Origin of the sequence: Aeromonas sp. FDAARGOS 1416, from assembly GCF_019048085.1 — a bacterium.
GTDB classification, from domain to species: Bacteria; Pseudomonadota; Gammaproteobacteria; order Enterobacterales; family Aeromonadaceae; genus Aeromonas; species Aeromonas veronii.
The window spans coordinates 1,030,608-1,053,607 of record NZ_CP077301.1 but is presented as its reverse complement, the minus strand read 5'-3'; the positions used below and the strand labels follow the sequence as shown (position 1 = coordinate 1,053,607).

At 61.0% G+C, this 23,000-nt stretch carries 19 protein-coding genes and 1 pseudogene; 9 read left to right on the top strand and 11 right to left on the bottom strand.

The window, feature by feature from the left end:
• Positions 1-28: 28 nt before the first annotated feature.
• Positions 29-622 (top strand): GTP cyclohydrolase II, encoded by a 594-nt coding sequence (gene ribA / locus I6L46_RS04720; protein ID WP_103251772.1) that lies wholly within the window; start codon positions 29-31, stop codon positions 620-622.
• An 81-nt stretch (positions 623-703) separates the two neighbouring features.
• On the opposite strand, the gene I6L46_RS04715 is transcribed toward ribA, so the two are convergent.
• Both I6L46_RS04715 and I6L46_RS04710 read right to left on the bottom strand, forming a co-directional pair.
• On the bottom strand, positions 704-1,660 hold the full coding sequence (locus tag I6L46_RS04715; RefSeq protein WP_216977506.1) for a LysR substrate-binding domain-containing protein: 957 nt from the start codon (positions 1,658-1,660) through the stop codon (positions 704-706).
• Positions 1,661-1,723: 63 nt separating this feature from the next.
• Entirely contained in the window at positions 1,724-2,599 is an 876-nt protein-coding gene (locus I6L46_RS04710; protein ID WP_042053074.1) for a LysR family transcriptional regulator, read from the bottom strand.
• A 95-nt stretch (positions 2,600-2,694) separates the two neighbouring features.
• Here I6L46_RS04710 and I6L46_RS04705 point away from each other — a divergent pair, with 95 nt between their 5' ends.
• On the top strand, positions 2,695-3,918 hold the full coding sequence (locus tag I6L46_RS04705) for an MFS transporter (RefSeq protein WP_216977505.1): 1,224 nt from the start codon (positions 2,695-2,697) through the stop codon (positions 3,916-3,918).
• A gap of 128 nt (positions 3,919-4,046) precedes the next feature.
• Positions 4,047-4,603 (top strand): annotated as a pseudogene (locus I6L46_RS04700) (hypothetical protein); the annotation flags it as partial.
• Between the two features lie 60 nt (positions 4,604-4,663).
• Here the strand turns inward: I6L46_RS04700 and I6L46_RS04695 are convergent.
• Positions 4,664-5,749: a hypothetical protein gene (locus tag I6L46_RS04695; RefSeq protein WP_216977504.1), complete on the bottom strand. Its 1,086-nt coding sequence runs from the start codon at positions 5,747-5,749 to the stop codon at positions 4,664-4,666.
• Between the two features lie 255 nt (positions 5,750-6,004).
• Between I6L46_RS04695 and I6L46_RS04690 the strand changes: the two genes are divergently transcribed.
• Entirely contained in the window at positions 6,005-8,260 is a 2,256-nt protein-coding gene (locus I6L46_RS04690; RefSeq protein WP_216977503.1) for an LTA synthase family protein, read from the top strand.
• An 81-nt stretch (positions 8,261-8,341) separates the two neighbouring features.
• Here I6L46_RS04690 and I6L46_RS04685 read toward each other — a convergent pair whose 3' ends face one another.
• On the bottom strand, positions 8,342-9,358 hold the full coding sequence (locus I6L46_RS04685; RefSeq protein WP_216977502.1) for a S66 peptidase family protein: 1,017 nt from the start codon (positions 9,356-9,358) through the stop codon (positions 8,342-8,344).
• A gap of 263 nt (positions 9,359-9,621) precedes the next feature.
• Between I6L46_RS04685 and I6L46_RS04680 the strand changes: the two genes are divergently transcribed.
• From I6L46_RS04680 to cysG, 5 genes are all read left to right on the top strand, one after another.
• Complete coding sequence (locus tag I6L46_RS04680) at positions 9,622-10,464, top strand: patatin family protein (protein ID WP_042053080.1); 843 nt, start codon at positions 9,622-9,624, stop codon at positions 10,462-10,464.
• Between the two features lie 200 nt (positions 10,465-10,664).
• The gene (asrA, locus tag I6L46_RS04675; protein WP_139444257.1) at positions 10,665-11,723 is read left to right on the top strand and encodes an anaerobic sulfite reductase subunit AsrA; all 1,059 of its coding nucleotides are present in this window, start codon (positions 10,665-10,667) and stop codon (positions 11,721-11,723) included.
• Between the two features lies 1 nt (position 11,724).
• The gene (gene asrB, locus I6L46_RS04670) at positions 11,725-12,564 is read left to right on the top strand and encodes an anaerobic sulfite reductase subunit AsrB (protein ID WP_216977501.1); all 840 of its coding nucleotides are present in this window, start codon (positions 11,725-11,727) and stop codon (positions 12,562-12,564) included.
• 11 nt (positions 12,565-12,575) lie between these two features.
• Positions 12,576-13,586, top strand: a complete 1,011-nt coding sequence (asrC, locus tag I6L46_RS04665; RefSeq protein ID WP_216977500.1) for a sulfite reductase subunit C — start codon at positions 12,576-12,578, stop codon at positions 13,584-13,586.
• A 197-nt stretch (positions 13,587-13,783) separates the two neighbouring features.
• Positions 13,784-15,175: a siroheme synthase CysG gene (cysG, locus tag I6L46_RS04660; protein WP_216977499.1), complete on the top strand. Its 1,392-nt coding sequence runs from the start codon at positions 13,784-13,786 to the stop codon at positions 15,173-15,175.
• Positions 15,176-15,275: 100 nt separating this feature from the next.
• On the opposite strand, the gene I6L46_RS04655 is transcribed toward cysG, so the two are convergent.
• From I6L46_RS04655 to I6L46_RS04625, 7 genes are all read right to left on the bottom strand, one after another.
• Positions 15,276-15,878, bottom strand: coding sequence for a hypothetical protein (locus I6L46_RS04655; RefSeq protein ID WP_139731061.1), 603 nt, complete (start codon positions 15,876-15,878; stop codon positions 15,276-15,278).
• A 252-nt stretch (positions 15,879-16,130) separates the two neighbouring features.
• Positions 16,131-16,448, bottom strand: a complete 318-nt coding sequence (locus I6L46_RS04650; protein WP_005333757.1) for a heavy metal-binding domain-containing protein — start codon at positions 16,446-16,448, stop codon at positions 16,131-16,133.
• Between the two features lie 171 nt (positions 16,449-16,619).
• On the bottom strand, positions 16,620-17,420 hold the full coding sequence (gene dedD / locus I6L46_RS04645) for a cell division protein DedD (RefSeq protein ID WP_216977498.1): 801 nt from the start codon (positions 17,418-17,420) through the stop codon (positions 16,620-16,622).
• A gap of 74 nt (positions 17,421-17,494) precedes the next feature.
• Positions 17,495-18,754 (bottom strand): bifunctional tetrahydrofolate synthase/dihydrofolate synthase, encoded by a 1,260-nt coding sequence (folC, locus tag I6L46_RS04640; RefSeq protein WP_216977497.1) that lies wholly within the window; start codon positions 18,752-18,754, stop codon positions 17,495-17,497.
• Between the two features lie 2 nt (positions 18,755-18,756).
• Positions 18,757-19,620: an acetyl-CoA carboxylase, carboxyltransferase subunit beta gene (gene accD, locus I6L46_RS04635; protein ID WP_042053089.1), complete on the bottom strand. Its 864-nt coding sequence runs from the start codon at positions 19,618-19,620 to the stop codon at positions 18,757-18,759.
• A gap of 119 nt (positions 19,621-19,739) precedes the next feature.
• A complete protein-coding gene (truA, locus tag I6L46_RS04630; protein ID WP_042053091.1) occupies positions 19,740-20,549 on the bottom strand; it encodes a tRNA pseudouridine(38-40) synthase TruA in 810 nt (269 codons plus the stop codon).
• Positions 20,550-20,749: 200 nt separating this feature from the next.
• The gene (locus tag I6L46_RS04625; RefSeq protein ID WP_216977496.1) at positions 20,750-22,954 is read right to left on the bottom strand and encodes a FimV/HubP family polar landmark protein; all 2,205 of its coding nucleotides are present in this window, start codon (positions 22,952-22,954) and stop codon (positions 20,750-20,752) included.
• Positions 22,955-23,000: the final 46 nt, after the last annotated feature.

Here is a 23,000-nt window from a genome sequence, read left to right as displayed (position 1 = left end):
TTGAGCCGTTAGTAGTAAGGAGCAACCTATGAGCAGCGTTACCCTCGTGGCCCAATCCAAATTGCCAACCCCTTGGGGCACCTTCACGCTGGTAGGTTTTCAGGAAACCGGCACAGGCAAAGATCACGCCGCACTGGTGATGGGCGACATTACCGGTGAAGAGCCCGTGCTGGGCCGGATCCACTCAGAGTGCCTGACCGGCGACGCCCTGTTCAGCCTGCGTTGTGACTGCGGTTTCCAGTTGCAGGCGGCTATGGAGAATATCGCCAAAGCCGGTCGTGGCGTGTTGCTGTATGTGCGTCAAGAGGGCCGTGGTATCGGCTTGCTCAACAAGATCCGCGCCTATCACCTGCAGGATCAGGGGGCCGATACCGTGGAGGCCAACGTGGCCCTTGGTTTCGCCGCCGACATGCGCGATTACACCATCTGCGCCGACATGCTCAAGCAGCTTGAAGTCAAGTCTCTCAAACTGATGACCAACAACCCGCGCAAGATGAAAGCCATGGAATCCTTCGGTATTCCGGTGGCCGAACGGGTTCCGTTGCAGGAAGGACGCAATCCCCACAACGAGTTCTATCTGTCGACCAAGGCCAACAAGCTGGATCATATGCTGAAGAAGTGAGCCAGCATTGACGAATGCCAGATAGTCAAACGCCTCCCATTGGGAGGCGTTTTTCTTGGGATGACCACACATCAACCCAAGCTATCTAAGTGGTACGGTCAAATTGGCCAGCAGAGCTTCAAGCTCTTTGCCAGTGCGGGCTGCACAGTATTGTTCGACCCGCTCGCGGGTCAATTGCGGCGCGAGACGTTCAATCAGATCGTAGAGATAGCCGCATAAAAATGCCCCTCTGCGCAACCCGATAGCGGCCACACATCCTGGTAGCCAGGGCACCGTTTTGAGCACCAGATCGCCATCGCGCTGGGGATCCCAGGCAAAAGTTGCCATCACCCCGATGCCCATCCCTTGTCTGACATAGGTCTTGAGCACATCACTGTCGCTCGCACAGCAGGCGATCCGGCTCTCGGCATGAGCGCAATCAGTGCCATGAGCTGTGGAGAGAGCCCTTCCATCGGTCACCAATGCAAACTCCACCAGCTCAGCCGGAGTCAGCGATATTGCTTTGGCCAACGGATGATCCTTGGGTAGCACCAAGCCCCGTTGCCACTGAAAAGAGGGGAGCACAAGCAGATCGCTCCCCTCCTCCGGTTCATCCGCCAGCAGCAGATCGGCAGCGCCATCATGCACGGCTGCGCGGCACTGCGTCGCACTCCCCTGCATCACAGTTACGGCAACTTTGGGAAAGCGGGCCATAAAACCCTTGAGGATGGCGGGCAGAATATAGCGAGCTTGCAGATGAGTAGCAGCAATGGTGAGGGTTCCCTGCTCCGGATGCACATGCTGCCTGGCCATTACCTTGATGGTGGCGACCTTGTCCAACACCTCGGCGGCCACTTTGATCACGTCCCGACCTATGGGGGTGATCTGGGTCAGGTGTTTACCGCTGCGCTCGAAGATCTGGATCCCCAGCTCATCCTCCAGCATCCGCACCTGTTTGCTGATCCCGGGCTGGGAGGTAAAGAGGCTCTCGGCGGTGGCCGACAGATTCAGCCTGTGGTTGGCCACCTCGACGATATAGCGCAATTGCTGCAATTTCATGGTGTAGCCCTCAAGCGAACCCACCGTTAATAGTAACAAACTTTCAGCAATGGCCCGCCGCCATCAGGCCGGGCGATCCTTGAGTAGGAAATCGCGCAAGGCACGGTTGGCCATGGAGAGCGGATCGCCACGCCGCCACGCCACACAGAGGTCGAGGTAGATGGGCGGGTCGAAGGGTACGCCACTCAGATCCGGCTCCTCTTCCAGCACCATCCGCAAGAAGGTGGTCACCGCAAAACCTTGCCGCACCACCGCCTTGAGCAGAGGGATAAGATTGCTCTCGAAGGCGATATCGGGTTCAACGCCCAGGCTCTGGGCCAGCGCCTCCATATGCTCCCGGTGGTAAAAACCACGGCGAAACAGAGCCAGCTCCTGAGCGAAAAACTGCGAGAGGGTGACGGCCGGTTCGCCGCGCAAGGGGTGATCGTCCCCCACCACCATCAACATCTCTTCGCTCAGCAGATGTGCCCCCTCGATGGCGGGGGGGAGATCACTGGTGATGAGAATGGCCAGATCGAGGGAGCCATCCACCATCCGGCTGAGCAGCTCACGGGTGCCGGCCTCTTCGACCCGGATCTTGAGGCCGGGATAGCGATGCTTGAAGGCCATCAGACGAGGGGGGAAATAGTAGGAGCCCATCATGTAGGGGATCCCGATCCGCACTTCCCCCCGCTCCAGCCCCTTGAGCTCAGCCATCTCGGCCTCAGCCTGATGCATCTGCAGCAACAGACGCTCGGCATGGCGACATAGCACCTCTCCCTCCGGGGTGAGCCGTACCGCCCGGTCCTGTCGATCAAACAGCCGCAATTCGAGCTGCTGCTCCAGCTTGGCGATGGCCATGCTGATGGCCGGTTGTGCCACATGCAAACTGTTGGCTGCCTTGGTAAATGAGCCGGCATCCCTGACCGCCAGCAGATAGGTGAGCTGTTTCAGATCCATGTATCAATTCATCTTATGAGATGGATAACTTAAATATATTATATTTATAACCGTAAGGACTCTAACCTGACCAAAAGTAGTCAGGACAATACGCAATGATTGAAGTTGGAAGTCGCGAGTGGATACGTGCAACACTGGCCCTCAGCCTGGGCTCTTTTCTGGTGTTTCTGAACCTCTACCAGACCCATCCCCTGTTACCCCTGATCGCCGAGGTCTTCTCAGTCAACTCCCTCTCGGCCAGCTGGACCCTGGCAGGATGCACAGCAGGCCTTGCCGCCTCCCTGCTGATCTGCGCCAGACTGGCGGATCGCCATGGCCGTCGGCAAGTCATGCTGGGAACCCTCACCCTGGCGATCCTGCTCTCACTGCTGATCCCGCTGGTTGAGCAGTTTGGCTCCCTGCTGCTGCTGCGTATCCTGCAGGGCGCGCTGCTGGCCGGGTTACCAGCCACTGCGATTGCCTATATGGGGGAAGAGTTCAGCAAACGGGCGCTGCTCTCGGCGGTGGGGGTCTATATTGCCGCCAACTCCCTCGGTGGCATTGCCGGTCGGGTGGTCGGCGGCCTATTGGCAGGCTGGTTTGGCGACTGGCAGCATACCTTTCTGGGGATTGGTGTGATCAGCCTGTCACTGCTGCCGCTGGTCTTCTGGCTGCTGCCCCATCAGACCAGCTTTGTGGCGAGCGCCCCCGTTCGCGGCCAATTTGCGCGCGCCTTGCAACAACACCTGACCAATCCCTTGCTGGTAGGGGCCTATCTGATTGGCGGCCTCAACTTTATGGTGTTTCTGAACCAGTTCAGTTATCTCACCTTCCTGCTGGCCAAGCCCCCTTTCTCCCTGCCCACCCAGTGGCTCGGCATGCTGTTTCTCACCTATCTCTCGGGGACTGTAGCCTCTTCTCTGAGTGGCCGATTTGCCAATCGCTGGGGGGCACAACGCATGCTGCTGGTCGGGATCGCCCTGATGGCCCTCGGCAGTCTATGGCTACTGCAAGCTAGCCTGCTCGGGATCCTGAGTGGCTTGCTGATCTCCAGCTTCGGCTTTTTCCTGGCACACGCCTGCGCTAGTGCCTGGGTTGGTCATCATGTCGAACACAACCGCGCCCTCGCCTCCTCCCTCTATCTGGTGGCCTACTATCTGGGAGCCAGTCTGGGTGGGCTTTACCTGCACCCCTTCTGGGAGCAAGGCGAGCTGGGCGGTCTGGTCATGGGAATTGAACTGATCCTCATCCTGACGGCGGGCTTGAGCCTCTGGCTCGGCCGTCTCAAGCAGCGAAGCAAATCGCCACTGCCCGCCCAGCAACCCCACCGACACGGGTAACGGGCTCAGCGCAAACAGGGTCACCCACGAGCAGATGGCGATCTCGCAACCCAGCACTGCCAGATAGCAAAAGGGGTCACTTGGTGATAATGCCGATCCATTAAGGACCCATTGATAACTCCTTATGGCGCCCATTTGTAACCCCGAGTTCCTTCCTGCAAGCTCGCCAAAAGTTTGGCCACAAGAGCATCGAGCGGCGGTTTCACGGCACCGCCACAGACAGGCACCAGCAGGCCAATCACCTCGGTTGGGCTAGGCTGTCGCAGCTCGCCGTCGATAGCGTGTGTGGCACACGCCCGACACCCCGGACAATGCAGCAGAGTTGGCCAAACCCGACCCCCAGCATTGGGAGACTGTCAATCCGCTGGTGCGCATGCTTTGCCAGATGGAACTCACCAGTCACCTGTATGTTCAGGCCGTCATAGACAGCTACGTCGTCAACGAGATGGTGCTGGCGAAAAAGCCTATCGAACGCACGCCAAAGCACTCGTTCACCCAGCTCGACAAGGGGTTCTAGTCGCTCGGCCAGGCCGAGAACTATCCCGAAGCGGGTGGCTGAGCTAGAGAAACAAGCGGGACAGTTTGTATTGCCGGAACGAAGGGAGCGAAGTTATCCCGCAGCGTGAAGCCAAGGCCACAGAGGTATAGTGTAACAAAAGCCAATAAAAACAATGCCATTCAGGCTCAACCTACTGGCATTAACAACAAGGCGCCCTGTTCATTTGTATTTCGCAGATGTGTTGGCTCAGGCAAGGCTGGTGGCAGGCAACTGACAGGCCACAGCTTCGCAGCGCAGCTGCTGCAAGCGGGCCAGCAGCCCAGTCTGGCCCAACTCAGTCTCCTGAGGCGAGAGATTGTCCACCAGCAGCGGATAGTGATCCGTCACCGCCTGCATCAACCAGTCGAGGCGACGCAGGGTGAGCGGGCCGCAACTCTGGCCGCTCAGATCATCGGCCACATCGAGCCGGTGGCTGCGATACATGTCCCGCCACCAGTTGGCGACCAGCGCCTCGTCGCTCGCCAGCGCGGCGCTCCACTCCCCTTGCAGGGCGTGCAGGCGGGCCAGCACGGGCGCGCTGGCCCCTTCGCGGATCAGGTGATGGATCTCCCGTTTTACCCATTTCAGGCAGAGTTCACGCCAGTAGCGAAATTGCGGCAGAGGATCGGCCTCATCGAGCCAGAGTCCGGAGAGGGTGCGGGTCTCCAACCGCTCCGGTACATGGAACTGCGGGTCGACCAGACCGTTGGAGTTGTATTCAAAACGGGGATCGAAGGTCCACATATAGCCAAAGTCGAACACGCAGATCTGCTCGCCGTCATCAAGCAGGTTACCCGGGCTCGGGTCCCAGTCAAACCAGCCCCAGCGGGCCAGCTCACCCTGCACCTCCAGCATTTGGGCCAGATTGCGCTCGTTGAGCTGATGGACCGGCACACCCCGCAACCAGGGGGAGACCAGCACCCCGGCGCGCGCCGAGCCAAAGCTGGTGCAGACCACGTGGGAGAGGACAGTAGGATGCAGCTCCCGCAGCGCCTCGATTTCGCGCCGCCGCTCCAGCTCGGTCAGAAAGGCAGTCTTGCCATCGAGGTTGGCCACCAGCGAATCCTGACGGCGCCGCTTGAGGCACCAGTGATGCCCCTCCACCTTGAGGTGAAACACCTCGGCGGTGAGACCGTGGCGATAGACTTTGACCACAGCCGGATGGCTATCCTTCAGCTTGACCAGTTGGGCCAGCGGCAGCGGGCAGTCGCGCTCGCGTCCGATCCGGATCTCTTCCTTGCTCTCCAGCATGCGCAGCAATCTGGCCTGACGTGCCATCACTTTGGGATTCATACATGTACCTCCAGTCGCTATCGAGAGACTAAACAGCAGATCCCTCCCAAGCCAGCGGCAAAACCCCATGATGACGCTTTCATCACATATTCCGAACAACCCCTCGATCGGGATCACAATTTGCAAGGTCGAGCTGTAACCAAATATTCATTAAGTGGTCATTAAATTGACAAGCTGAAGCAAGGCCCGCACCATCGGGTCAAACTCTATGCGGATGAACGATCTCTCCCTCACTCGCTCAAAGGATGAGCTTATATGAATCGCCCCTCCTCAGGCCGCCCCCACGTCCTGAGTCTGCCCTCTCTGCTGCTTGCCCTGCTGGGCGGATTGCTGCTGCTGACCCTGTTGTTGCCGCTGATCAATCCCGGTAGCTGGCTGGGCCGTGCCCAGCCGCTGGTGCTGGGCCCCGCCGACAATCCGCTGGCTACCCTCACCCGCCACGCCCTGCTCTATAAAAGCGACAGCCGCGGCCTCTATCTGGTGGTGCGCAGCCAGTGGCAGTTGCGAGGGCCGCTGCAAGCGGGGGACAAGGTGCGGGTAGAGCTGCTCAACGACAAGGGGGAGCGGATTGACCAGCTCAGTCAAGCGGTGGATAAGCGTCAGGTGTGCCGCAATAACCGCTGCACTCTGGATCTCAACAGCACCCTGCGGGCCCCGGATGATGCGCTGGCCAGCCGTTATCAGCTGCGCATCGGTCTGCTGCTCAAGGATCGCCCCGAGAGCGGCGATTTCAGCCAGATCCTGCAAACCCTGCCGGAGCAGGGCTTCAACCTCACCTATCTGGTGGTGAGCCTGACGCTGGTGCTGGCCCTGAGCGCCGCCGTGCTCAAAACGGTGCTGCCAAAGCTGCGCCGCAGCCTGCGCTGGCGGATCATCGGCAGCCTGCTGCTCGGCAACCTCACCTTCGTGCTGCTGCACGGCTTCGTGGTGTTCAAGCTGGGGGAGTTTCTGCTCTGGTCAGGCTTTCGGCCGGAGCACTACTATCTGGCCTGGGGCAGCATGGTGCTGGGCTGGAGCCTCTGCGCGCTGGCGGGCTTCAACCTCTATATGGGGCTGGTCTTTACCGCGCTGTCAGGCATCGGTCTGCTGGCCAACTTTATGAAGATCGCCATCTACGGCGTGCCACTCGGCGGGGACGATTTTGGCAACCTGCTGGCGCTGCTGCGGATCCTGCTCGACCAGCACCCCATCCTGCCCATCTTCACCGTGTTGCTGGCACTGTTTCTCTGCTGGCGCTTTGCCCTGTCACGCTGGGTATTGCGCACTGCCGCGGCCACCGTCGCCTTCTTTGCCCTCTGCGTCTTTGCCACCCAGACCGGCAACAAGCTGCTGGGGGCCAACATTCGCTACGTGGATCGCGCGGTCAACTACCACAGAGACATCATCCGCTCCGGCCCCGGCCTCTATCTGTTCAATCTGGTGGACGAGATGCTGCAAAGCGGCAGCGTGTTTCGCTACCCCTTGCAGATCAACGAGCTGACCCCGCAGCTGAGCTATCCGCCCCAAGGCATAGCGCCGCGCTGGGATCTGGTGATCGTGCTGCAATATGAGTCGCTCTGGCTCGACTGGAAGGGGCGGATCTGCGCCCCGGCCCCCACCCTCTCCCTGCCCGCCAGCGTGCAGCAGTGGCAAAAAACCATCCACTCCCCCACCACCGGCGGCATGACGGTGCTGGCGGAGTTCGAGATGAACACCGGCCTGCCGGTGGGCTTGCTCAAGCAGGGGGTGGTGCCCTACTACTACCTCTCGCAGCAGGTGCCGGGACTGGCCCAGAGCGCCAGGCAGAGCGGCTACCAGACCCTGTTCGCCCACCCCTATGTGGAAAAATTCTGGGGCCGCGCCAAGGCAATCCCGGCGCTCGGCTATGAGGAGCGCTGGTTCGACACCCGCTTCACCACCCTTGAGCACAAGGGACTCTATATCTCCGATGATGCGCTCATCGACCACATACTCAAGCGCAGCGAACAGGATGACAAACCGCTGTTTGCCTATGCGGTCACCATGCAGGGGCACGGCCCCTTCGATGGCCCCCGCTATCAAGGGCAGGAGCGCAGCGGCGCCTGCCCGAACCAGAGCGAGAGTGACACCCAGCTGCTCAACACCTACTACACAGGGGTGGTGGATGCCATGGCCTCGCTGGAGCGGCTGCTCAAGACCCTCGACCAGTCGGGCAAGCGCTATCTGGTGGTGGCCTTTGGCGATCACCAGCCGTTTTTGATGTCCGCCGGCAAGGGGATTCACGGTGACAAGCCGGCGCGCGATGCCACCTACCAGATCCCCATGATGGCCTTCACCCGCGCCGATGACCCCCTCAATCTGGCGACCCAGTTTGCGCCGGTGCGCCAGCTCTACCAGATGGGTCAGGCGACTCGCCAGCTGCTGGCGGGGGATATCACTCCCATCGAAGAAAAGCCCCTGCTTCATCCGGTGCTGGGCGAGGAGAAAGGGTTCGACCCATCAAGCCTGGTGCCGCAGATCCGCGCCAGCTTCCGGCCCGATGCCCTGCCCTGACAATGTCATCCCCCAACAACAGACAAGGCCGCATCAGCGGCCTTGTTTTTTGACACCCATTTTTTGACATTCATTTCGCCCTCATTCTACTCGCCACCAGGGCTCAAGTAGCTTGAGCTGCTGGCGGTCGAGATCGAGCGCCACCTCGATACCCAGCGGCAACGTCAGCATGGGGTGGGTATGGGCGCAGTCAAACTCCGCCAGAATGGGGAAGTTCGGCTCCACCACCACCTCCAGCAGGATATCGAGGGGGCGCTTGCCGCTACCCTGATCGTTGAACAACTCGTGCTTGCCGAGGATAAGCGCACCGATCCGCTCAAACACCCCGCACAGCTTGAGGTGAGCAAAGGAGCGCTCCAGCGTCTCGGCAGATTTCAGGCTGTCCTCCAGCAGCAGAATGTCGCCGTGCTCGATGACGGGCATATAGGGGGAGCCCCAGATCCCCGCCATGGTGTTGAGGTTGCCGCCGATCAGTCGCCCCTCAACCCGGCCTGAGCCCACCGAGATCAGCTGATTGGGCTGGCACTGCTTGGCCCGGGTCTGGTTCTCCCAGTCCAGCCGTTCATCGCTCCACTTTGCCGGGGTGGGCAGCGTGCAGGGGACGCCAGCTTCATCGGCCAATGCAATCTGTAAAAAACTGGCCAGCGTCTCATCCACCAGCGGCGGCAACTCGCCAAAGGAGGCCACCAGCGCCGGGCCATAAAAGGTAACCAGGCCAGTTTTGGCATGGATGCCGAGCAGCAGCGCCGTCACATCGGAGTAGCCAACGATGATCTTGGGATCGCGCCTCAGCGCCTCAAAATCGAGGTAGGGCAGCAGGGAGTTGGAGTTGCTGCCGCCAATCACCGACATGATGCAGCGTACTTCTGGGTCGCGAATAAGGGCGTTGAGCTCCTCGGCCCGCGCGGCAATGGAGCCGGAACGCCAGTGCTCCTGCTGGCCGGTGAGGCTGCCCGCCTTGAGCCTAAAGCCCTGTCCCTCAAGAAAGGCTTTTGCGCGGGCAAAACGGGTGGGTGCCCAGGCGGTCGCCGCGCTGGAGGGGGAGAAAAAAGCGATGGTATCGCCACGTTTAAGCAGCGGGGGAACCAATAACGTCATGACACACTCATCCTTGCCAATATCCAGCCATCACAGAGTCGTTGAGACTCCTACACAACCCCTTTGATCACAACGGGTTTATTACAGTTGTTTAGAAATACAAAACACCTTATTCATTATTAACAGATATTCTAAACACCATCCCCTTCCTAGAATGACCTCATTGCGATGGCCAACCCCGGTTGGTTGTCAGAATGGTCGGCCTGACAGCCCGGACGTTCTCTTTCCCACTTTTTCTCCCGCATATCAATGAGGTGTCTGTCATGAACAAAAACGCATCCCCCAGCGCATTGGTTGTAGAAGGCGGCGCCATGCGCGGCATATTTGCCAGCGGCGTGCTGGATGCGTTTATCGAGCATGACTATCGCCCCTTTGACTTCGCCATCGGCGTCTCGGCGGGGGCCACCAACTTGCTGGCTTATCTCGCCAGCCAGCATGGCCGCAGCCACGAGATCCTGACCAAACTGGCGTGCAGCCAGCAGTTTATGGATCCCCTGCGCTTTGCCAAGGGGGGAAATCTGGTGGATATCCACTGGCTGTGGAACACCAGCTGCAGCAAGTATCCCCTAGACATTCACGCCTACCGGGAGACCGGCATCCCCTTCTATGCAGTGGTGACCAATACCCTGACCGGCAAGGCGGAGTACATCCGGGTCAAGCCGGAGAACATGAACGAGGTGCTGCCCGCCAGCTGCGCCATTCCCCTCGCCTCCCACGAATACCCGGAGGTGCACGGGGTGCCGATGACAGATGGCGGGGTGGCCGACTCCATCCCGGTGATCGAGGCCTACCGCCGCGGAGCCCGTCACCTGACGGTGATCCTCTCCGAGCCCCTTGGCTATCGGCTCAAGCCGATGCCCTTCCCCTGGATGATCCGCACTCTGCTCAAGACCCGCCCCGCGCTGGCACAGGCGCTGGAGCAGCGGGATCGCAGCTACAACGAGGCGCTCGATTTTATCGCCAATCCGCCGGAGGACTGCCAGATCGAGGTGATCGCCCCGGCCGACTACTTCCCCGTCTCCCGTTTCACCCGCGATATCAACAAGCTGGAGATGGGATACGTGATGGGCAAGTGCGCAGGCTATCAGGCCGCCCTGCTCAATTGATAAGGGTTTTACAGGCATGACCCGACCTGCCGCGACGCACGCGCCGCCAACACAATAACAATCGGGTCAGTTGAGCAACATGAGTCATAAAAACAGACCGTGGCGAGGCAAGCGCGGCCAGAACCGATGCCAGACATCCTGACCGGCCCGCGCCTCATCCCTATGCCAGGGCATCTCACCCTCATACAAGGTGTTTATTTATGTCGTTTCTTCTCACCCATCCCGCGCTGGCGCAGCTGTTCGAGCGGCTGCTGCCCGATTACCGGATCATGGCGCCCGCGGCCGAATATCGGGGCGGCCGCTTCTCCGACACCGACAACGTCACCTACCACAGCATCCGCCATCCGGCCGATCTGGTGTGGCAGGAGAAGTCCCACTTCTCCCCGAAAGAGGTGGTGCTCCCCATCACCCAGACCCTGTTCCACTTCGACAATCTGGAGCTGCGCGAATCAAAGGTGGAGGCCAAGCCCACCCTGCTGTTCTTGCGCAGCTGCGATATCCACGCTCTGCGCAGGCTGGATCAGGTCTACCTGAAAAATGGCCAGAACAGCGACGTCTACTACGCCCGGCTGCGCAGCAAGCTCAAGCTGGTACTGCTGGAGTGCCGCGAGAGCTTCGAGAACTGCTTCTGCGTCTCCATGGGCAGCAACGAGACCCGGGACTACGCCGCCGCCATTCGTCTGAGCGATGAGGGTGCCCGTATCGAGGTGAAGGATCCCGAGCTGCTCGGTTACTTTGCCGAGCTAGGTGAATCCGACGACTTCACCCCGGAATTTGTCCAGAGCAACCCGGTCAAGGTACGCACCCCGGACAGCGTCTGTGACGACCCCCAGCGGATCCGCCAGATCCTCACCGCCCATCCAGTCTGGGCCGAGTACGACAGCCGCTGCATCGGCTGCGGCCGCTGTACCACCTCCTGCCCGACCTGCAGCTGCTACAGCGTGCACGACCTCACTTATGCCGAGAACCCCAAGCAGGGCGAACGCCGTCGCCAGTGGGCCAGCTGCATGGTGGATGGCTTCAGCGACATGGCCGGTGGCCACGGTTTTCGCGCCAAGCATGGCGAGCGCCTGCGTTATCGCGCCCTGCACAAGGTCAACGACTACAAGGCCCGTCAGGGGGAGGAGCACATGTGCGTCGGCTGTGGCCGCTGCGACGATCGCTGCCCTCACTACATCTCCTTTAGCAACATCATCAACAAGATGACCGATGTGGTCGAACAGACCATCGCAGCCGACAACGCGCAGGGGGCGAACTGATATGTGCCAGTGCCAGCAAACCGCAACAGCAGAACCGCAGCAGGACGTGGTCGAAAACCGCCTGCTGCCCAAGGCCTACACCATTCTGGCCATCGAGCGCCACACCGAGCTGGAGTGGAACTTTCGGGTCTCCCGCGACTTTGATCTCCACTACGGCCAGTTTGTGGAGATCTCCCTGCCCACCGTGGGCGAGGCGCCCATCTCGGTCTCCGACTATGGCGATGGCTATGTGGATCTGTTGATCCGCAAAGTCGGCAAGGTGACCGATGCCCTGTTTGCCCTCGATGTGGGTGACAAGGTGTGGATGCGCGGCGTCCATGGCAACGGCTACCCGCTGGAGGCCTATCACAACCAGCACCTCATCGTGGTGGCAGGCGGCACCGGCGTCGCACCGGTCAAGGGGCTGCTGCGTCGCTTCAGCAAACACCCGGAACAGGTGAAGTCCCTCGACATGATCCTCGGCTTCAAGAACGAGCAGGCGGTGCTCTATCGCCACGAGATGCCGCTCTGGGCCGAGCGCCAGAATCTCATCGTCACACTGGATGAGGGTGAGGAGAGCGAGCAGTTTCGCATCGGCCGGGTCACCGACTACATCGACCAGTTGGATCTCTGTGACAAGGAGGATATCCAGGTGATCGTGGTCGGCCCCCCCATCATGATCCGCTTCGTGGTGCTTGCCTTCCTCGAACGGGGCATCCCCAAGGATCGCATCTGGGTCGACTACGAACGCCGCATGGCCTGCGCCGTGGGCAAATGCGGCCACTGCCGGATGGGCGACACCTATATCTGCGTGGATGGACCGGTCTTTCGTTTTGACCAGGCCCAGCATCTGATCGACTGAAGGAGAACACCATGAGTCTCGATATCGACATCATCAAGGCCCGCGCCAAGAACGAATACCGCCTCTCCAAGGTGCGCGGCGAAGCGATGATCAGCGTACGCATTCCCGGCGGGATCATGCCCGCCTACCTGCTGACAGTGGCCCAGCAGATCGCCGAACAGTACGGCAACGGCCTGATCCACCTCACCACCCGCCAGAAGCTGGCGATGCCCGGCATCAAGTATCAGGACATGGACAAGGTCAACGCCGCCCTCGAGCCCTTGATCAAGGAGATCGAGGTGGAGACCTGCGGCATCGAGGTAGAGGACACCACAGCCGGTTACCAGACCATAGGCGGGCGCAATATCGTCGCCTGTCAGGGCAACACCATCTGCCAGAAGGGCAATATCGACTGCACCGGGCTGGCCCAGCGGATGGAGAAGCACCTCTACCCCAACCCCTATCACCTCAAGATGGTGATCGCTGGCTGCCCCAACGACTGCGCCAAGGCCAACATGGCCGACTTCGGCATCCTCGGCATCGCCAAGATCAATTTCAATGCCGAGCGCTGTATCGGCTGCAGCGCCTGCGTCAAGGCGTGCAGCCACCATGCAGTGGATTGCCTCGCTATCAAGCATGGCAAGGCGGTCAAAGAGGAGAGCAAGTGCATCGGCTGTGGCGAGTGCGTGCTGGCCTGCCCGACCCTGGCCTGGCAGCGGGCTCCCAAGCAGCTCTACATGGTCAAGCTGGGGGGACGCACCAGCAAGAAGACTCCCCGTACCGGCAAGCTGTTCCTCAACTGGGTCACCGAAGAGGTGCTGCATGCGGTGATCAAGAACCTCTTCGAGTTCGAGGCCGAGATGCTGGATGGCAAGCCCATCTACCTGCACATGGGTCACCTTATCGACCGGGCCGGTTATCACAAGTTCAAGGAGCGGGTGCTGCGCGGCGTAACCCTCAACCCGGAAGCCATGGTCGCAGACCGCATCTTCTGGGCCGAAGATCAGTACGTCGCCAACATGCACGTCAAAGCGGTGCAATAGGAAAAACCTCGTTTGGGGAAGCGTGATCAAGTGGCCGACACCGGTGGGGATCTGTCGTTGGCCCGGGCGTAGATCACCCTTCCCCTTTTTTATTCCCGTCGGGGGATCTTTCCCCCGACCATCCGGGGTACGTCACGGCGTGCCCTGCTATCTCGCCCGGCGCGGCATTGCGAGCGGGCCAGCATCCGGAGCCTGTTATGGACTTTCTCCCTCTCTTCTGTCAGTTGCAAAACAAGCCGGTCCTGATCGTCGGCGGCGGTGAGGTGGCGGTGCGCAAGGCGCGTCTGCTGCTCGATACCAAGGCGAAGATCACCATCAATGCCCCGCACCTGGAACCCCAATTGATGAGCTGGGCCGAGCAGGGTCGCCTGACCGTTTGCGCCGCCGGCTTTCATCCCGAACTGCTCGATGGCAAGTGGCTGGTGATCGCCGCCACCAACCAGCAAGAGGTCAACCAGCAGGTCTTTCACGAGGCGAACCTGCGCCAGATCTTCTGCAATGTGGTGGACTATCCTGCCCACTGCAGCGCCATCATGCCCGCGATCATCGACCGCTCGCCGCTGATGGTGGCGATCTCCAGCGCAGGCACGGCGCCGGTACTGAGCCGCCAGCTGCGGGAAAAACTTGAAGCGTTGCTGCCGCAACACCTCGGCCAGCTCGCGGCGCTGGCGGGCAAGCTGCGCGAGCGGGTCAAGGCCATACCGGACAAGCTGGCTCGCCGCCGCGTCTGGGAGCGGCTCTTTAGCCATGAGCGACTGGCATGCCAGCTGGCCCGCGGCCAGCAACAGGCCGCCGAGCAGAGCGTCGCTGAGCTATTGAATGAGCCGGTGCTGAGCAAGGGGAGCGTGACTCTGGTGGGCGCCGGCCCCGGCGATGCGGGGCTGCTCACCCTGAGCGGTCTGCAACAGTTGCAACAGGCGGATGTGGTGGTCTATGACCGGCTGGTGTCGCAGGAGGTACTGGCGCTTGTGCGCCGGGATGCCGAGCGGATCTTTGTCGGCAAGGAGGCGGGTCGCCACTGCGTGCCCCAGCAGGCGATCAACCAGCTGTTGCTGGAGCAGGCTCGTCTCGGCAAACAGGTGGTCAGGCTCAAGGGGGGCGATCCCTTTATCTTTGGCCGGGGCGGCGAGGAGCTGGAGATTCTGGCTGAGGCGGGCATCCCCTTCTCGGTGGTACCGGGCATCACGGCAGCGTCGGGCTGCGCCGCCTACAGCGGCATTCCCCTCACCCACCGAGATCACGCCCAGCGGGTGCAGTTCATCACCGGCCACGACAAGGAGGGCAATATCGCTCAGGAGTGGTCGGCGCTGGCCGCCCCCCGCCAGACCCTGGTCTTCTACATGGGGCTGGCCCACGCCGCCCGCATTCAGGATGCGCTGCAAACCCACGGCATGTCCGGTCACACCCCGGTGGCGCTGGTGGAGCAAGGCACCCAGCTCAGCCAGCGGGTGGTGCGCGGCGAGCTGCAGCAGTTGGCCGAACTGGCCCGTCAGGTGAAGAGCCCGAGTCTCATCATCATCGGCTCGGTGGTCACTCTGGCCGACAAGCTGGACTGGTATGGGGAAGCCAACGCCATCCACGGCATCTAACCCCGCACGGCTATCACCCAATAGAGACAACAAAACAGAGAGCGGCCATGCCGCTCTCTGTTTTTTGCATCAATGACCAAGCCGTGGCACGGCGTGTCTGTTACTCGAGCCGGATGGGGCCGGTATTCTGAACATCGCTGTCATTCCAGTCGCTCTCATCGCGAATACGCGGATCCCCCTGCAAGGTGTAGAGGATGGTGCCCTGACGAAACTGCAGCGCGCCATCGGCCCGCTTGGCCTTCACCTTGACTCCGTTGACCCACACCTGCTCCTTGCCATCCACCTGAATATTGGCCACCGTGGCACCTGTCTCGCGGTTCTTGGCTACCCACTTGCCCTGATAGGGCGAGTCTCCCTTGGCCATCGGCAGTGCGGCTGCCTTGCCCGCCGACCAGGCGTGCACGGTGCAAAAGCCGTGGGCTCGCCGATCATGCTTGATGACGTAATCCAGGATGGGTTCGCTGGCGGGCAGATCGAAGGTGATCCCGATGACCACCTTGCCGTTTGTGGCCGAATAGGCGGCGGGCGCCAGCGTTTTCAGGGTCGCCTTCTTGCCATTGATAAAGACGTTGCCCCCTTGCGACTTGACCCGGATATCGGTGGGGCAAGTGGCGCTGAAGTTGGGCAGCGCCGCGAGGGCACTGCCGGCATGGGCGGTCATGGCCAACATGACAAGGGTCAGCAGAGCGGGTGTTTGATTCATAGTGATACGCCTTCAAGAGAAGAGAACCTCGTCCGTGAGCGGTGTCGTTCCTGATGGCGGCACTCTAGCTTGACCCTCTCGGGCCACCCAGTGAAAAAAAACAAAACCGGTCCGTGGAATTATCAATAAATATAAATATTTAAAATCAATGACTTAAGTGATGACCCTGCCAGCCACCACGTATCAGACAGGCAATAAAAAAGCCGATAACCCGGTTATCGGCTCATTGCCCATGCAGAGGCGGAGGCCCGATCAGACCACCACAGCGGTGCCACTGATGCTGACCATCAGCATGCTGCCGTTTTGCCCCACCACTTCGTAGTCGATATCGATGCCGACTACCGCATTGGCGCCAAGGGCGGCGGCACGCTCTTTGAGCTCATCGAAAGCGATCTCGCGGGCACGGGCCAGCTCTTTTTCATAGGCGCCAGAGCGGCCGCCGATGATGTCGCGGATCCCGGCGAAGAGATCCTTGAAAATGTTGGCGCCGAGAATGGCTTCGCCAACCACGATGCCGCGGTATTCACGAATGGTTTTGCCTTCCAGCGTGGGGGTCGTCGAGAGGATCATCTTGAACTCCTGTGAGTAGCAGAAGGGCTCAGACTACCCCAACTGCCCGAAAATCCCAACCGGGGGGTGACCTGTACGACGTCGACCTTAAAAATCACGGCAGCCAGATAAAAAAACACCGCGCACGGAGCGCGGTGTTTGTTTCAAAGGGCCATTGCCAACTGCAAGCCGTCACGGATTGTAAGAGACCACCGAGCCACTGAGGCCGGTCATCTGGGAGATCCGCCCCTGCATCCCCTGCAGTTTGGCCTTGGAGACATCCGGCCCGATAAAGACCCGGTTGAGCTGACCCTGAACCGGTGTGCGCGGCGAGGTGTGGGCAGAGTAGCCCGCCGCCCGCAGCTTGCTCACCAGCGCGTTGACGCTGTCGACGTTCTTGAAGGCGCCAAGCTGAAGGATCCAGCTGCCCTGCGCCGGTGCCGCAGCAGGCGCGGGAGTGGTCGGCTGAGTCATCTTGCTTTCAATCAGATCGTCGAGGGACTTGATCTGACCCGCCTGCGGCTTGGTCGGTGTGGGTGCCTTGGCAACTTCAACCGGTTTGGCTGGCGTCGGCTTGGGTGCTGGCTTTGGCGGTTCGACCGGTTTTTTGGCCACCACTTCCGGCTTGGGCTGTGGCTTGGGTTGGGCATTCTGTTGCGGCTGAACCGGTGCCGGTGCGGCAGGGGTTGTCGCCGGCTGCGCACCGTTGCCCTGACCGGCGAGGGTCATGGGGTCAGCCACCTCTTCCACTTGCCACTGCTGGGCCGCAGAGGCCTGTTGCTGGCTGGCCAGATGATCGGCTGGCAGGCTGTTGGCTGCCGAGACCTGCAGCGCAGGCTTGGCAGGCTCCAGCTCGGGGCGCAGCGGGATCTTGGCAAAGGCCTCCTCCTTTTGTGCCAGCTTGTGACCATCCAGCAAGTCCGGCAGGAAAATAACAACCAGGGCCACCAGGATGACGGTGCCCACCAGACGGTTTTGAAACTTCGAGGCCAAGTTGAATCCTACCTTTACGTAACTCAATATGCGATTTGGCTCCCCGCCCGAAGACCGGGGAGCCGGGGTGTGGCCTAGACGGCGACACCCGCCAGAATGTCGGCGACAGTGTAAAACGAACCAAACACAATGACCATATCGTCCGGACTCGATGCGGCCAACGCTGCCTGATAAGCGGCGCTGACATCATCAAACACCCTGGCAAGCCCCTTGTCCTCTCCCAACGCCGCAGCCAGCTGCGCAGCAGTGGCTGCGCGCGGGCCGGTGAGGCTGGCCAGATACCACTCGCCGATCAGACCATCGAGCTCGGCAAGCGACCCCGCCATGTCCTTGTCTTTGAGCATGCCGACCACGGCGCGGCGCACACCCGAGCAGGGCATTTTGCGCAATTGCGCTGCCAGATAAGCTGCCGAATGGGGATTGTGGGCCACATCGACGATCACCAGCGGCGCGCTTTGCAGCTGCTGCATCCGGCCAGCCAGCCGGGCATTGGCCAGCCCGTCACGAATGGCAGACTCCGGCAGCGGCAAGCCGAGCGATTCCAGCGCCGCCAGCACAGTCACCGCGTTCATCAGCGGCAGCGCCGGTTTTGGCAGATCCCGCCACTGGTTGAGGCCGTGATAATCCCAACCGCTCTCGCGCTCATCGCCACGAAAATCGATACCGACCTGACGCAGGTTGGCACCAAGACGCTGTGCTTCGCTCGCGATAGTCGCAGGTGGATTGGGCTCACCGCTGATGGCGGGTTTGCCGGCGCGATAGACCCCAGCCTTCTCCACCGCCACGGCTTCACGGGTATCACCCAGCCAGTCGCAGTGATCGAGGGCAATGGAGGTGATCATCGCCACATCGGACTCCACCACATTGGTGGCATCGAGCCGGCCACCCAACCCCACCTCCAGCAGCAGCACATCGGGCGCGGCGCGGCGGAACAACCACAGCCCAGCCAGCGTCGCGAACTCGAAGAAGGTAAGGGCAATTTCGCCGCGAGCCGCTTCCACCTCGGCAAAGGCGGCGCAGTGGTCGCTGTCGGGCAGCTCCTGCCCGTTGACCCGCACTCGCTCGGTAAAGTGCAGCAGATGGGGCGAGGAGTAAACGCCGACCTTATAGCCTGCGGCCATCAGAATGCTGGCCGCCATGGCACAGCTGGAGCCCTTGCCGTTGGTGCCCGCCACCGTGACCACCTTGAACGGCAGCTGAGTAAGCCCCATACGCCGGGCAACGGCACCGACCCGATCCAGTCCCATGTCGATATTGACCGGATGGATCTGCTCCAAATAAGAAAGCCAGTCGACAAGCGACCGGCTTTGGGATTGTTGCATGTTTGAACTCATCTTCACTCTTCGATGACGTGAGTATTCAGCATTTTGGCGAGCAGGCTGGCCAGACGGTTACGCATTTCGCGGCGATCGATGATGATATCGATGGCACCCTTTTCCAGCAGGAACTCGGAGCGCTGGAAGCCTTCCGGCAGTTTCTCGCGCACGGTCTGCTCGATAACGCGCGGGCCGGCAAAGCCGATCAGCGCCTTGGGCTCGCCCACGTTGATGTCACCCAGCATCGCCAGACTGGCAGAGACGCCACCCATGGTGGGGTCGGTCAGCACGGAGATATAGGGCAGGCCGGCTTTGGACAGACGATCCAGCGCCGCACTGGTCTTGGCCATCTGCATCAGGGAGAACAGCGCTTCCTGCATGCGAGCACCACCAGAGGCGGAGAAGCAGACCAGGCCACGGCCTTCCTTGATGCACTCCTCAACGGCGCGCACGAAGCGGGCACCGACCACGGAGGCCATGGAGCCACCCATGAAGGAGAATTCGAACGAACAGGCGACAACCGGTACCCCTTTGAGGGTCCCTTTCATCACCACCAGCGCATCTTTCTCCGCCGTCTCTTTCTGAGCGGCAGACAAACGATCCTTGTAGCGCTTGGAATCCTTGAATTTCAGTACATCCTGCGGCTCCAGCTCGGCACCGATCTCGGTACGACCCTGCTCATCGAGGAAGCTCTCGAGACGGGCGCGGGCGCTGATGCGCATATGATGATCACACTTGGGGCACACTTCGAGGTTGCGCTCCAACTCTGCCCGGTAGAGCACCTGTTCACAAGCACTGCACTTGGTCCACACCCCTTCCGGAATGTTGTGACGACGGGGCGCAGTGATCTTGCTCTTGGGAAGAATCTTCTCAAGCCAGCTCATGGAATTCCTTAATGCTTTTGTGCCTGACAAAACGCATCGAGCCTAGATTGTTCAATGACTTAATAGCTCGATGGCAACAAATGACGGGTCATTAAACCACAATTTTTCGGGCGCAGTTACTAAAAACTGGTCGTACCCGGTGCCGAGTCCGGCAGCCACAGCGGGCCGAGCGGCAACTGCGGCAGAGCAAACTCGGCCGGGTAATCCACGTCGACCAGATAGAGGCCACCGGCCTTGGCGGTCGGCCCGGCCAGATTGCGATCCTTGGCAGCCAGCACCTCGGCAATCCACTCCACCGGTTTGAGCCCCTGCCCCACCAGCAGCAGGGAGCCGGTGATGTTGCGCACCATATGGTGCAGGAAGGCGTTGGCCTTGATGTCGAGCACGATGTAGGGGCCGGAGCGGCTGACACACAGATGGGTCACATTGCGCCACGGGGTGTTGGATTGGCAGGCGACGGCACGGAAGGTGCTGAAGTCGTGCTCCCCCAGCAGGCTCTGGCCCGCCTGGTGCATCAACTCGGCATCGATGGTCTCGTGGTAGTGGCTGACGCCACTGCCGAGGATCGCCGGCCGGTAGTTGTGGTTGTAGATGACATAGCGGTAGCGACGGGCGGTGGCGCTGAAGCGGGCGTGGAAGCTCTCGCCCACCTGCTTGACCCAGCGCACGGCGATATCCGGCGGCAGGTTGGAATTGAGCCCCAGGGTCCAGGCCCCTTCGGCACGGTTCGCCTCGGTATCGAAGTGGATCACCTGACCGGTCGCATGGACACCGGCATCGGTGCGTCCGGCACACTGGATGGAGACAGGATGGTTGGCAATCCGGCTCAGCGCCGTCTCCAGTTCAGCCTGCACGCTGATCACTTCACGCTGACGCTGCCAGCCGAAATACCGGCTGCCGTCATATTCAATACCTAGGGCAATTCGCATGGATAAACTTGTCTTGTTGTGAAAACGCAGTGAAAGAAACGGGGCGGATTATACGCGCTCAGCCCGAAAAGTCCCACCACGCGCGCAATTGGCCTGGATTGCGAACCTGCGCGGCCATGATCCCCCCATCGCAAATCGCCAAAAGAAGAGGGCAGCCTACTGGCTGCCCCCGTTTTTCTGATCCCGTGATGGGAGATGCTTTAGCCCAACCGCTTGAGCAACTTCTCGGCTTCGGCACGCTGGTGATCGCTGCCCTGCTCCGCCGCCTCTTGCAGCAGCTCGCGGGCGCTATCCTTGTCATCAATCTCGAGGTATGCACGGGCCAGATCCAGCTTGGCACCCACACCGCCGTCGTCGGCATCCACGTCAAATCCGGTGGATTCCGGCAGCACCTCGGGGAAGCCATCGAGCCCCACATCCAGCGAGAAGCCCTGATACGGCTCCTGCTCCGGCGCGGTGGCATCCGCTTCGGCCAGCAGCTTGTCGATCTCGACGTAGCCGCTCTCCTGTGCCTGCTCACGGGGTTGAACATCCGCCGGATGAGACTCCACCTCGGCGAACGCATCTTCGAAATCGGAGAGCGCCAGCTCGTTGGGATCCCACTCCAGATCCAGCTCCGCTTCCTTCGCCTTGACAGGCTCAAGGCCGAGCTCGGCCAGCATGGCATCCGCACTCTCGTCGGCGTCCTCTGCGGCACTGAGATCAATGGCGTTATCATCTTTGCCAGCAGCAGGCTCGTCGAGGGCACTGTCGAAATCGCCGAGATCGAAGCTCGCCAGATCGTCGTCAGCGGCGCCGACTTCGTCGATGGAGCTCAAATCGGGCTCGAGGTCGGCGGAGAGATCCGCATCCAGCTCGGCAAACAGGGCTGCCTGCAGCTCCTCTTCGCTCATGATCTCGTCAGCGGCCTTGGGCTTGGGGTTGAACTCGCTGGCCAGATCCATGGCGGGCTCGTTGGCCAGCGCAATGGGCTCATCCAGCGAGAGATCGAGATCCGGCACCAGATCCGGGTCACGACTGGCTGGCTGGGCCGCCATCCGCTCGGGCTCAAAGCCCTGCAGCTCCATCTCGCCCTCGTCACTGAACACCAGATCGACATCCGGCTTGGCGGCCGGCTCGTCAGGCTCCATCGGCATAAAGCCATCCGGGGTGTTGAGATCCGGCACCGGGCGCACCGGCTCGTTGTCGGTCACATCGACGCTCAGCAGATCATCAAACTCGCTCTGCTCCTGATCCATCATCATGGCAGTGGATTCGGAGAGGCTCTTCTCCTGCTCTTCCAGCTCTCGGCGGGCACGGGCACGCAGCCACAGGGTCACCAGCGCCAATACCAGCAGCACAGGCAGCAGAATGATCATGGCGAGGTTGAGCGGTGAGGAGAGCAGATCCATCAACCAGTTTTTCTCAGGCTCAGGCTCGGCAGCCACCGGCGGGACCGGTTGGGCCTTGAGCTCGGCAATCTCTTTTTGCAGCGCGGTCTGATCCTGCAGCTGGGCCTTGAGGGTCTCCACCTCTTCAGTCAGGGATTGCAGACGCAGCTTGAGCCTGTGGTTCATCTCGGTCACCTGGCCGAGCTGGGCATTGGCATCTTCCAGTGCCAGCGCCATCTCGGTAGCCGGTTTGCCCACCGGTTTATCCAGATCGGAAGGCAGAGGCGCCGGTGTGGTGCCTTCTGCAGCGCTAGGAGCAGGTGCTACCGCCTCTTTCGGCGCAGGCTCGCTCACCTTGGCCACTTCTTTGGTTTCGGCAGCCGGTTGCGGAGCCACCACCGGGGCGGGAATGGGGGCGGCTTTCGCCACTGGCAGCGGCGCAGGCGCAGCCTTCACCGGCTCGGTCTTGGCGGCTTCAACCTTCGCGGGTTTGGCGGCAGCCGGCTTGGCGGTATGGGCCTGCTTGTCAGCCAGATATTTGGGGCTTAACCCCTTCCAGCTGGCGTTGTCGCTGCGGAACTTGGCGCGGGCCTGTGCATCAGTGATGACGCTCGCCTCGGCCGCGGTCGGCAGCAGAATGCGGGAACCCACCAGAATGTGGTTGATATTGCCATCGGCAAAACTGCGGGGGTTTTTCTCGTAAATCGCCACCATGGTCTGGTAGACGCTGACCCGATTGGAGGGGCGATATTTGCTCGCCAGGCTCCATAGGGTATCGGTCGGACGAACAGGGCCATAGCTACCGGCATTGGCAGTGACCTGACGCACCACCGGCTGGGCGGTTGTACGCACCGGTTGTGCGACGGGTCTGGCGACCGGCTGCGCCAGCGGCTGGGAATTGACAGCGGGAGGTGCGGGTTCGTCAGGGCCTTTTAGCTCGACAAAAAAAGGCTCCCGCGCCGAGTCTTCAGCCTGGACGGTGCCCAGCAGACCCAATGCGAGTAGCGTTGCCAATGTTATGCGGGAATGTCCCATATTCGTTCCTTCGTATGACGGCCCTATCACATTGAAAAATCTGGAT

Bases quoted from the DNA above. Each gene is read 5' to 3' on its own strand.
- I6L46_RS04655 (WP_139731061.1), bottom strand. From the start codon at position 15,878: ATGAATCAAACACCCGCTCTGCTGACCCTTGTCATGTTGGCCATGACC.
- I6L46_RS04695 (WP_216977504.1), bottom strand. From the start codon at position 5,749: ATGAATCCCAAAGTGATGGCACGTCAGGCCAGATTGCTGCGCATGCTG.
- I6L46_RS04685 (WP_216977502.1), bottom strand. From the start codon at position 9,358: ATGACGTTATTGGTTCCCCCGCTGCTTAAACGTGGCGATACCATCGCT.
- I6L46_RS04625 (WP_216977496.1), bottom strand. From the start codon at position 22,954: ATGGGACATTCCCGCATAACATTGGCAACGCTACTCGCATTGGGTCTG.
- accD (WP_042053089.1), bottom strand. From the start codon at position 19,620: ATGAGCTGGCTTGAGAAGATTCTTCCCAAGAGCAAGATCACTGCGCCC.
- folC (WP_216977497.1), bottom strand. From the start codon at position 18,754: ATGAGTTCAAACATGCAACAATCCCAAAGCCGGTCGCTTGTCGACTGG.
- asrB (WP_216977501.1), top strand. From the start codon at position 11,725: ATGTGCCAGTGCCAGCAAACCGCAACAGCAGAACCGCAGCAGGACGTG.
- cysG (WP_216977499.1), top strand. From the start codon at position 13,784: ATGGACTTTCTCCCTCTCTTCTGTCAGTTGCAAAACAAGCCGGTCCTG.
- I6L46_RS04690 (WP_216977503.1), top strand. From the start codon at position 6,005: ATGAATCGCCCCTCCTCAGGCCGCCCCCACGTCCTGAGTCTGCCCTCT.
- truA (WP_042053091.1), bottom strand. From the start codon at position 20,549: ATGCGAATTGCCCTAGGTATTGAATATGACGGCAGCCGGTATTTCGGC.
- I6L46_RS04715 (WP_216977506.1), bottom strand. From the start codon at position 1,660: ATGAAATTGCAGCAATTGCGCTATATCGTCGAGGTGGCCAACCACAGG.
- I6L46_RS04705 (WP_216977505.1), top strand. From the start codon at position 2,695: ATGATTGAAGTTGGAAGTCGCGAGTGGATACGTGCAACACTGGCCCTC.
- I6L46_RS04680 (WP_042053080.1), top strand. From the start codon at position 9,622: ATGAACAAAAACGCATCCCCCAGCGCATTGGTTGTAGAAGGCGGCGCC.
- ribA (WP_103251772.1), top strand. From the start codon at position 29: ATGAGCAGCGTTACCCTCGTGGCCCAATCCAAATTGCCAACCCCTTGG.
- asrA (WP_139444257.1), top strand. From the start codon at position 10,665: ATGTCGTTTCTTCTCACCCATCCCGCGCTGGCGCAGCTGTTCGAGCGG.
- I6L46_RS04710 (WP_042053074.1), bottom strand. From the start codon at position 2,599: ATGGATCTGAAACAGCTCACCTATCTGCTGGCGGTCAGGGATGCCGGC.
- asrC (WP_216977500.1), top strand. From the start codon at position 12,576: ATGAGTCTCGATATCGACATCATCAAGGCCCGCGCCAAGAACGAATAC.
- I6L46_RS04650 (WP_005333757.1), bottom strand. From the start codon at position 16,448: ATGATCCTCTCGACGACCCCCACGCTGGAAGGCAAAACCATTCGTGAA.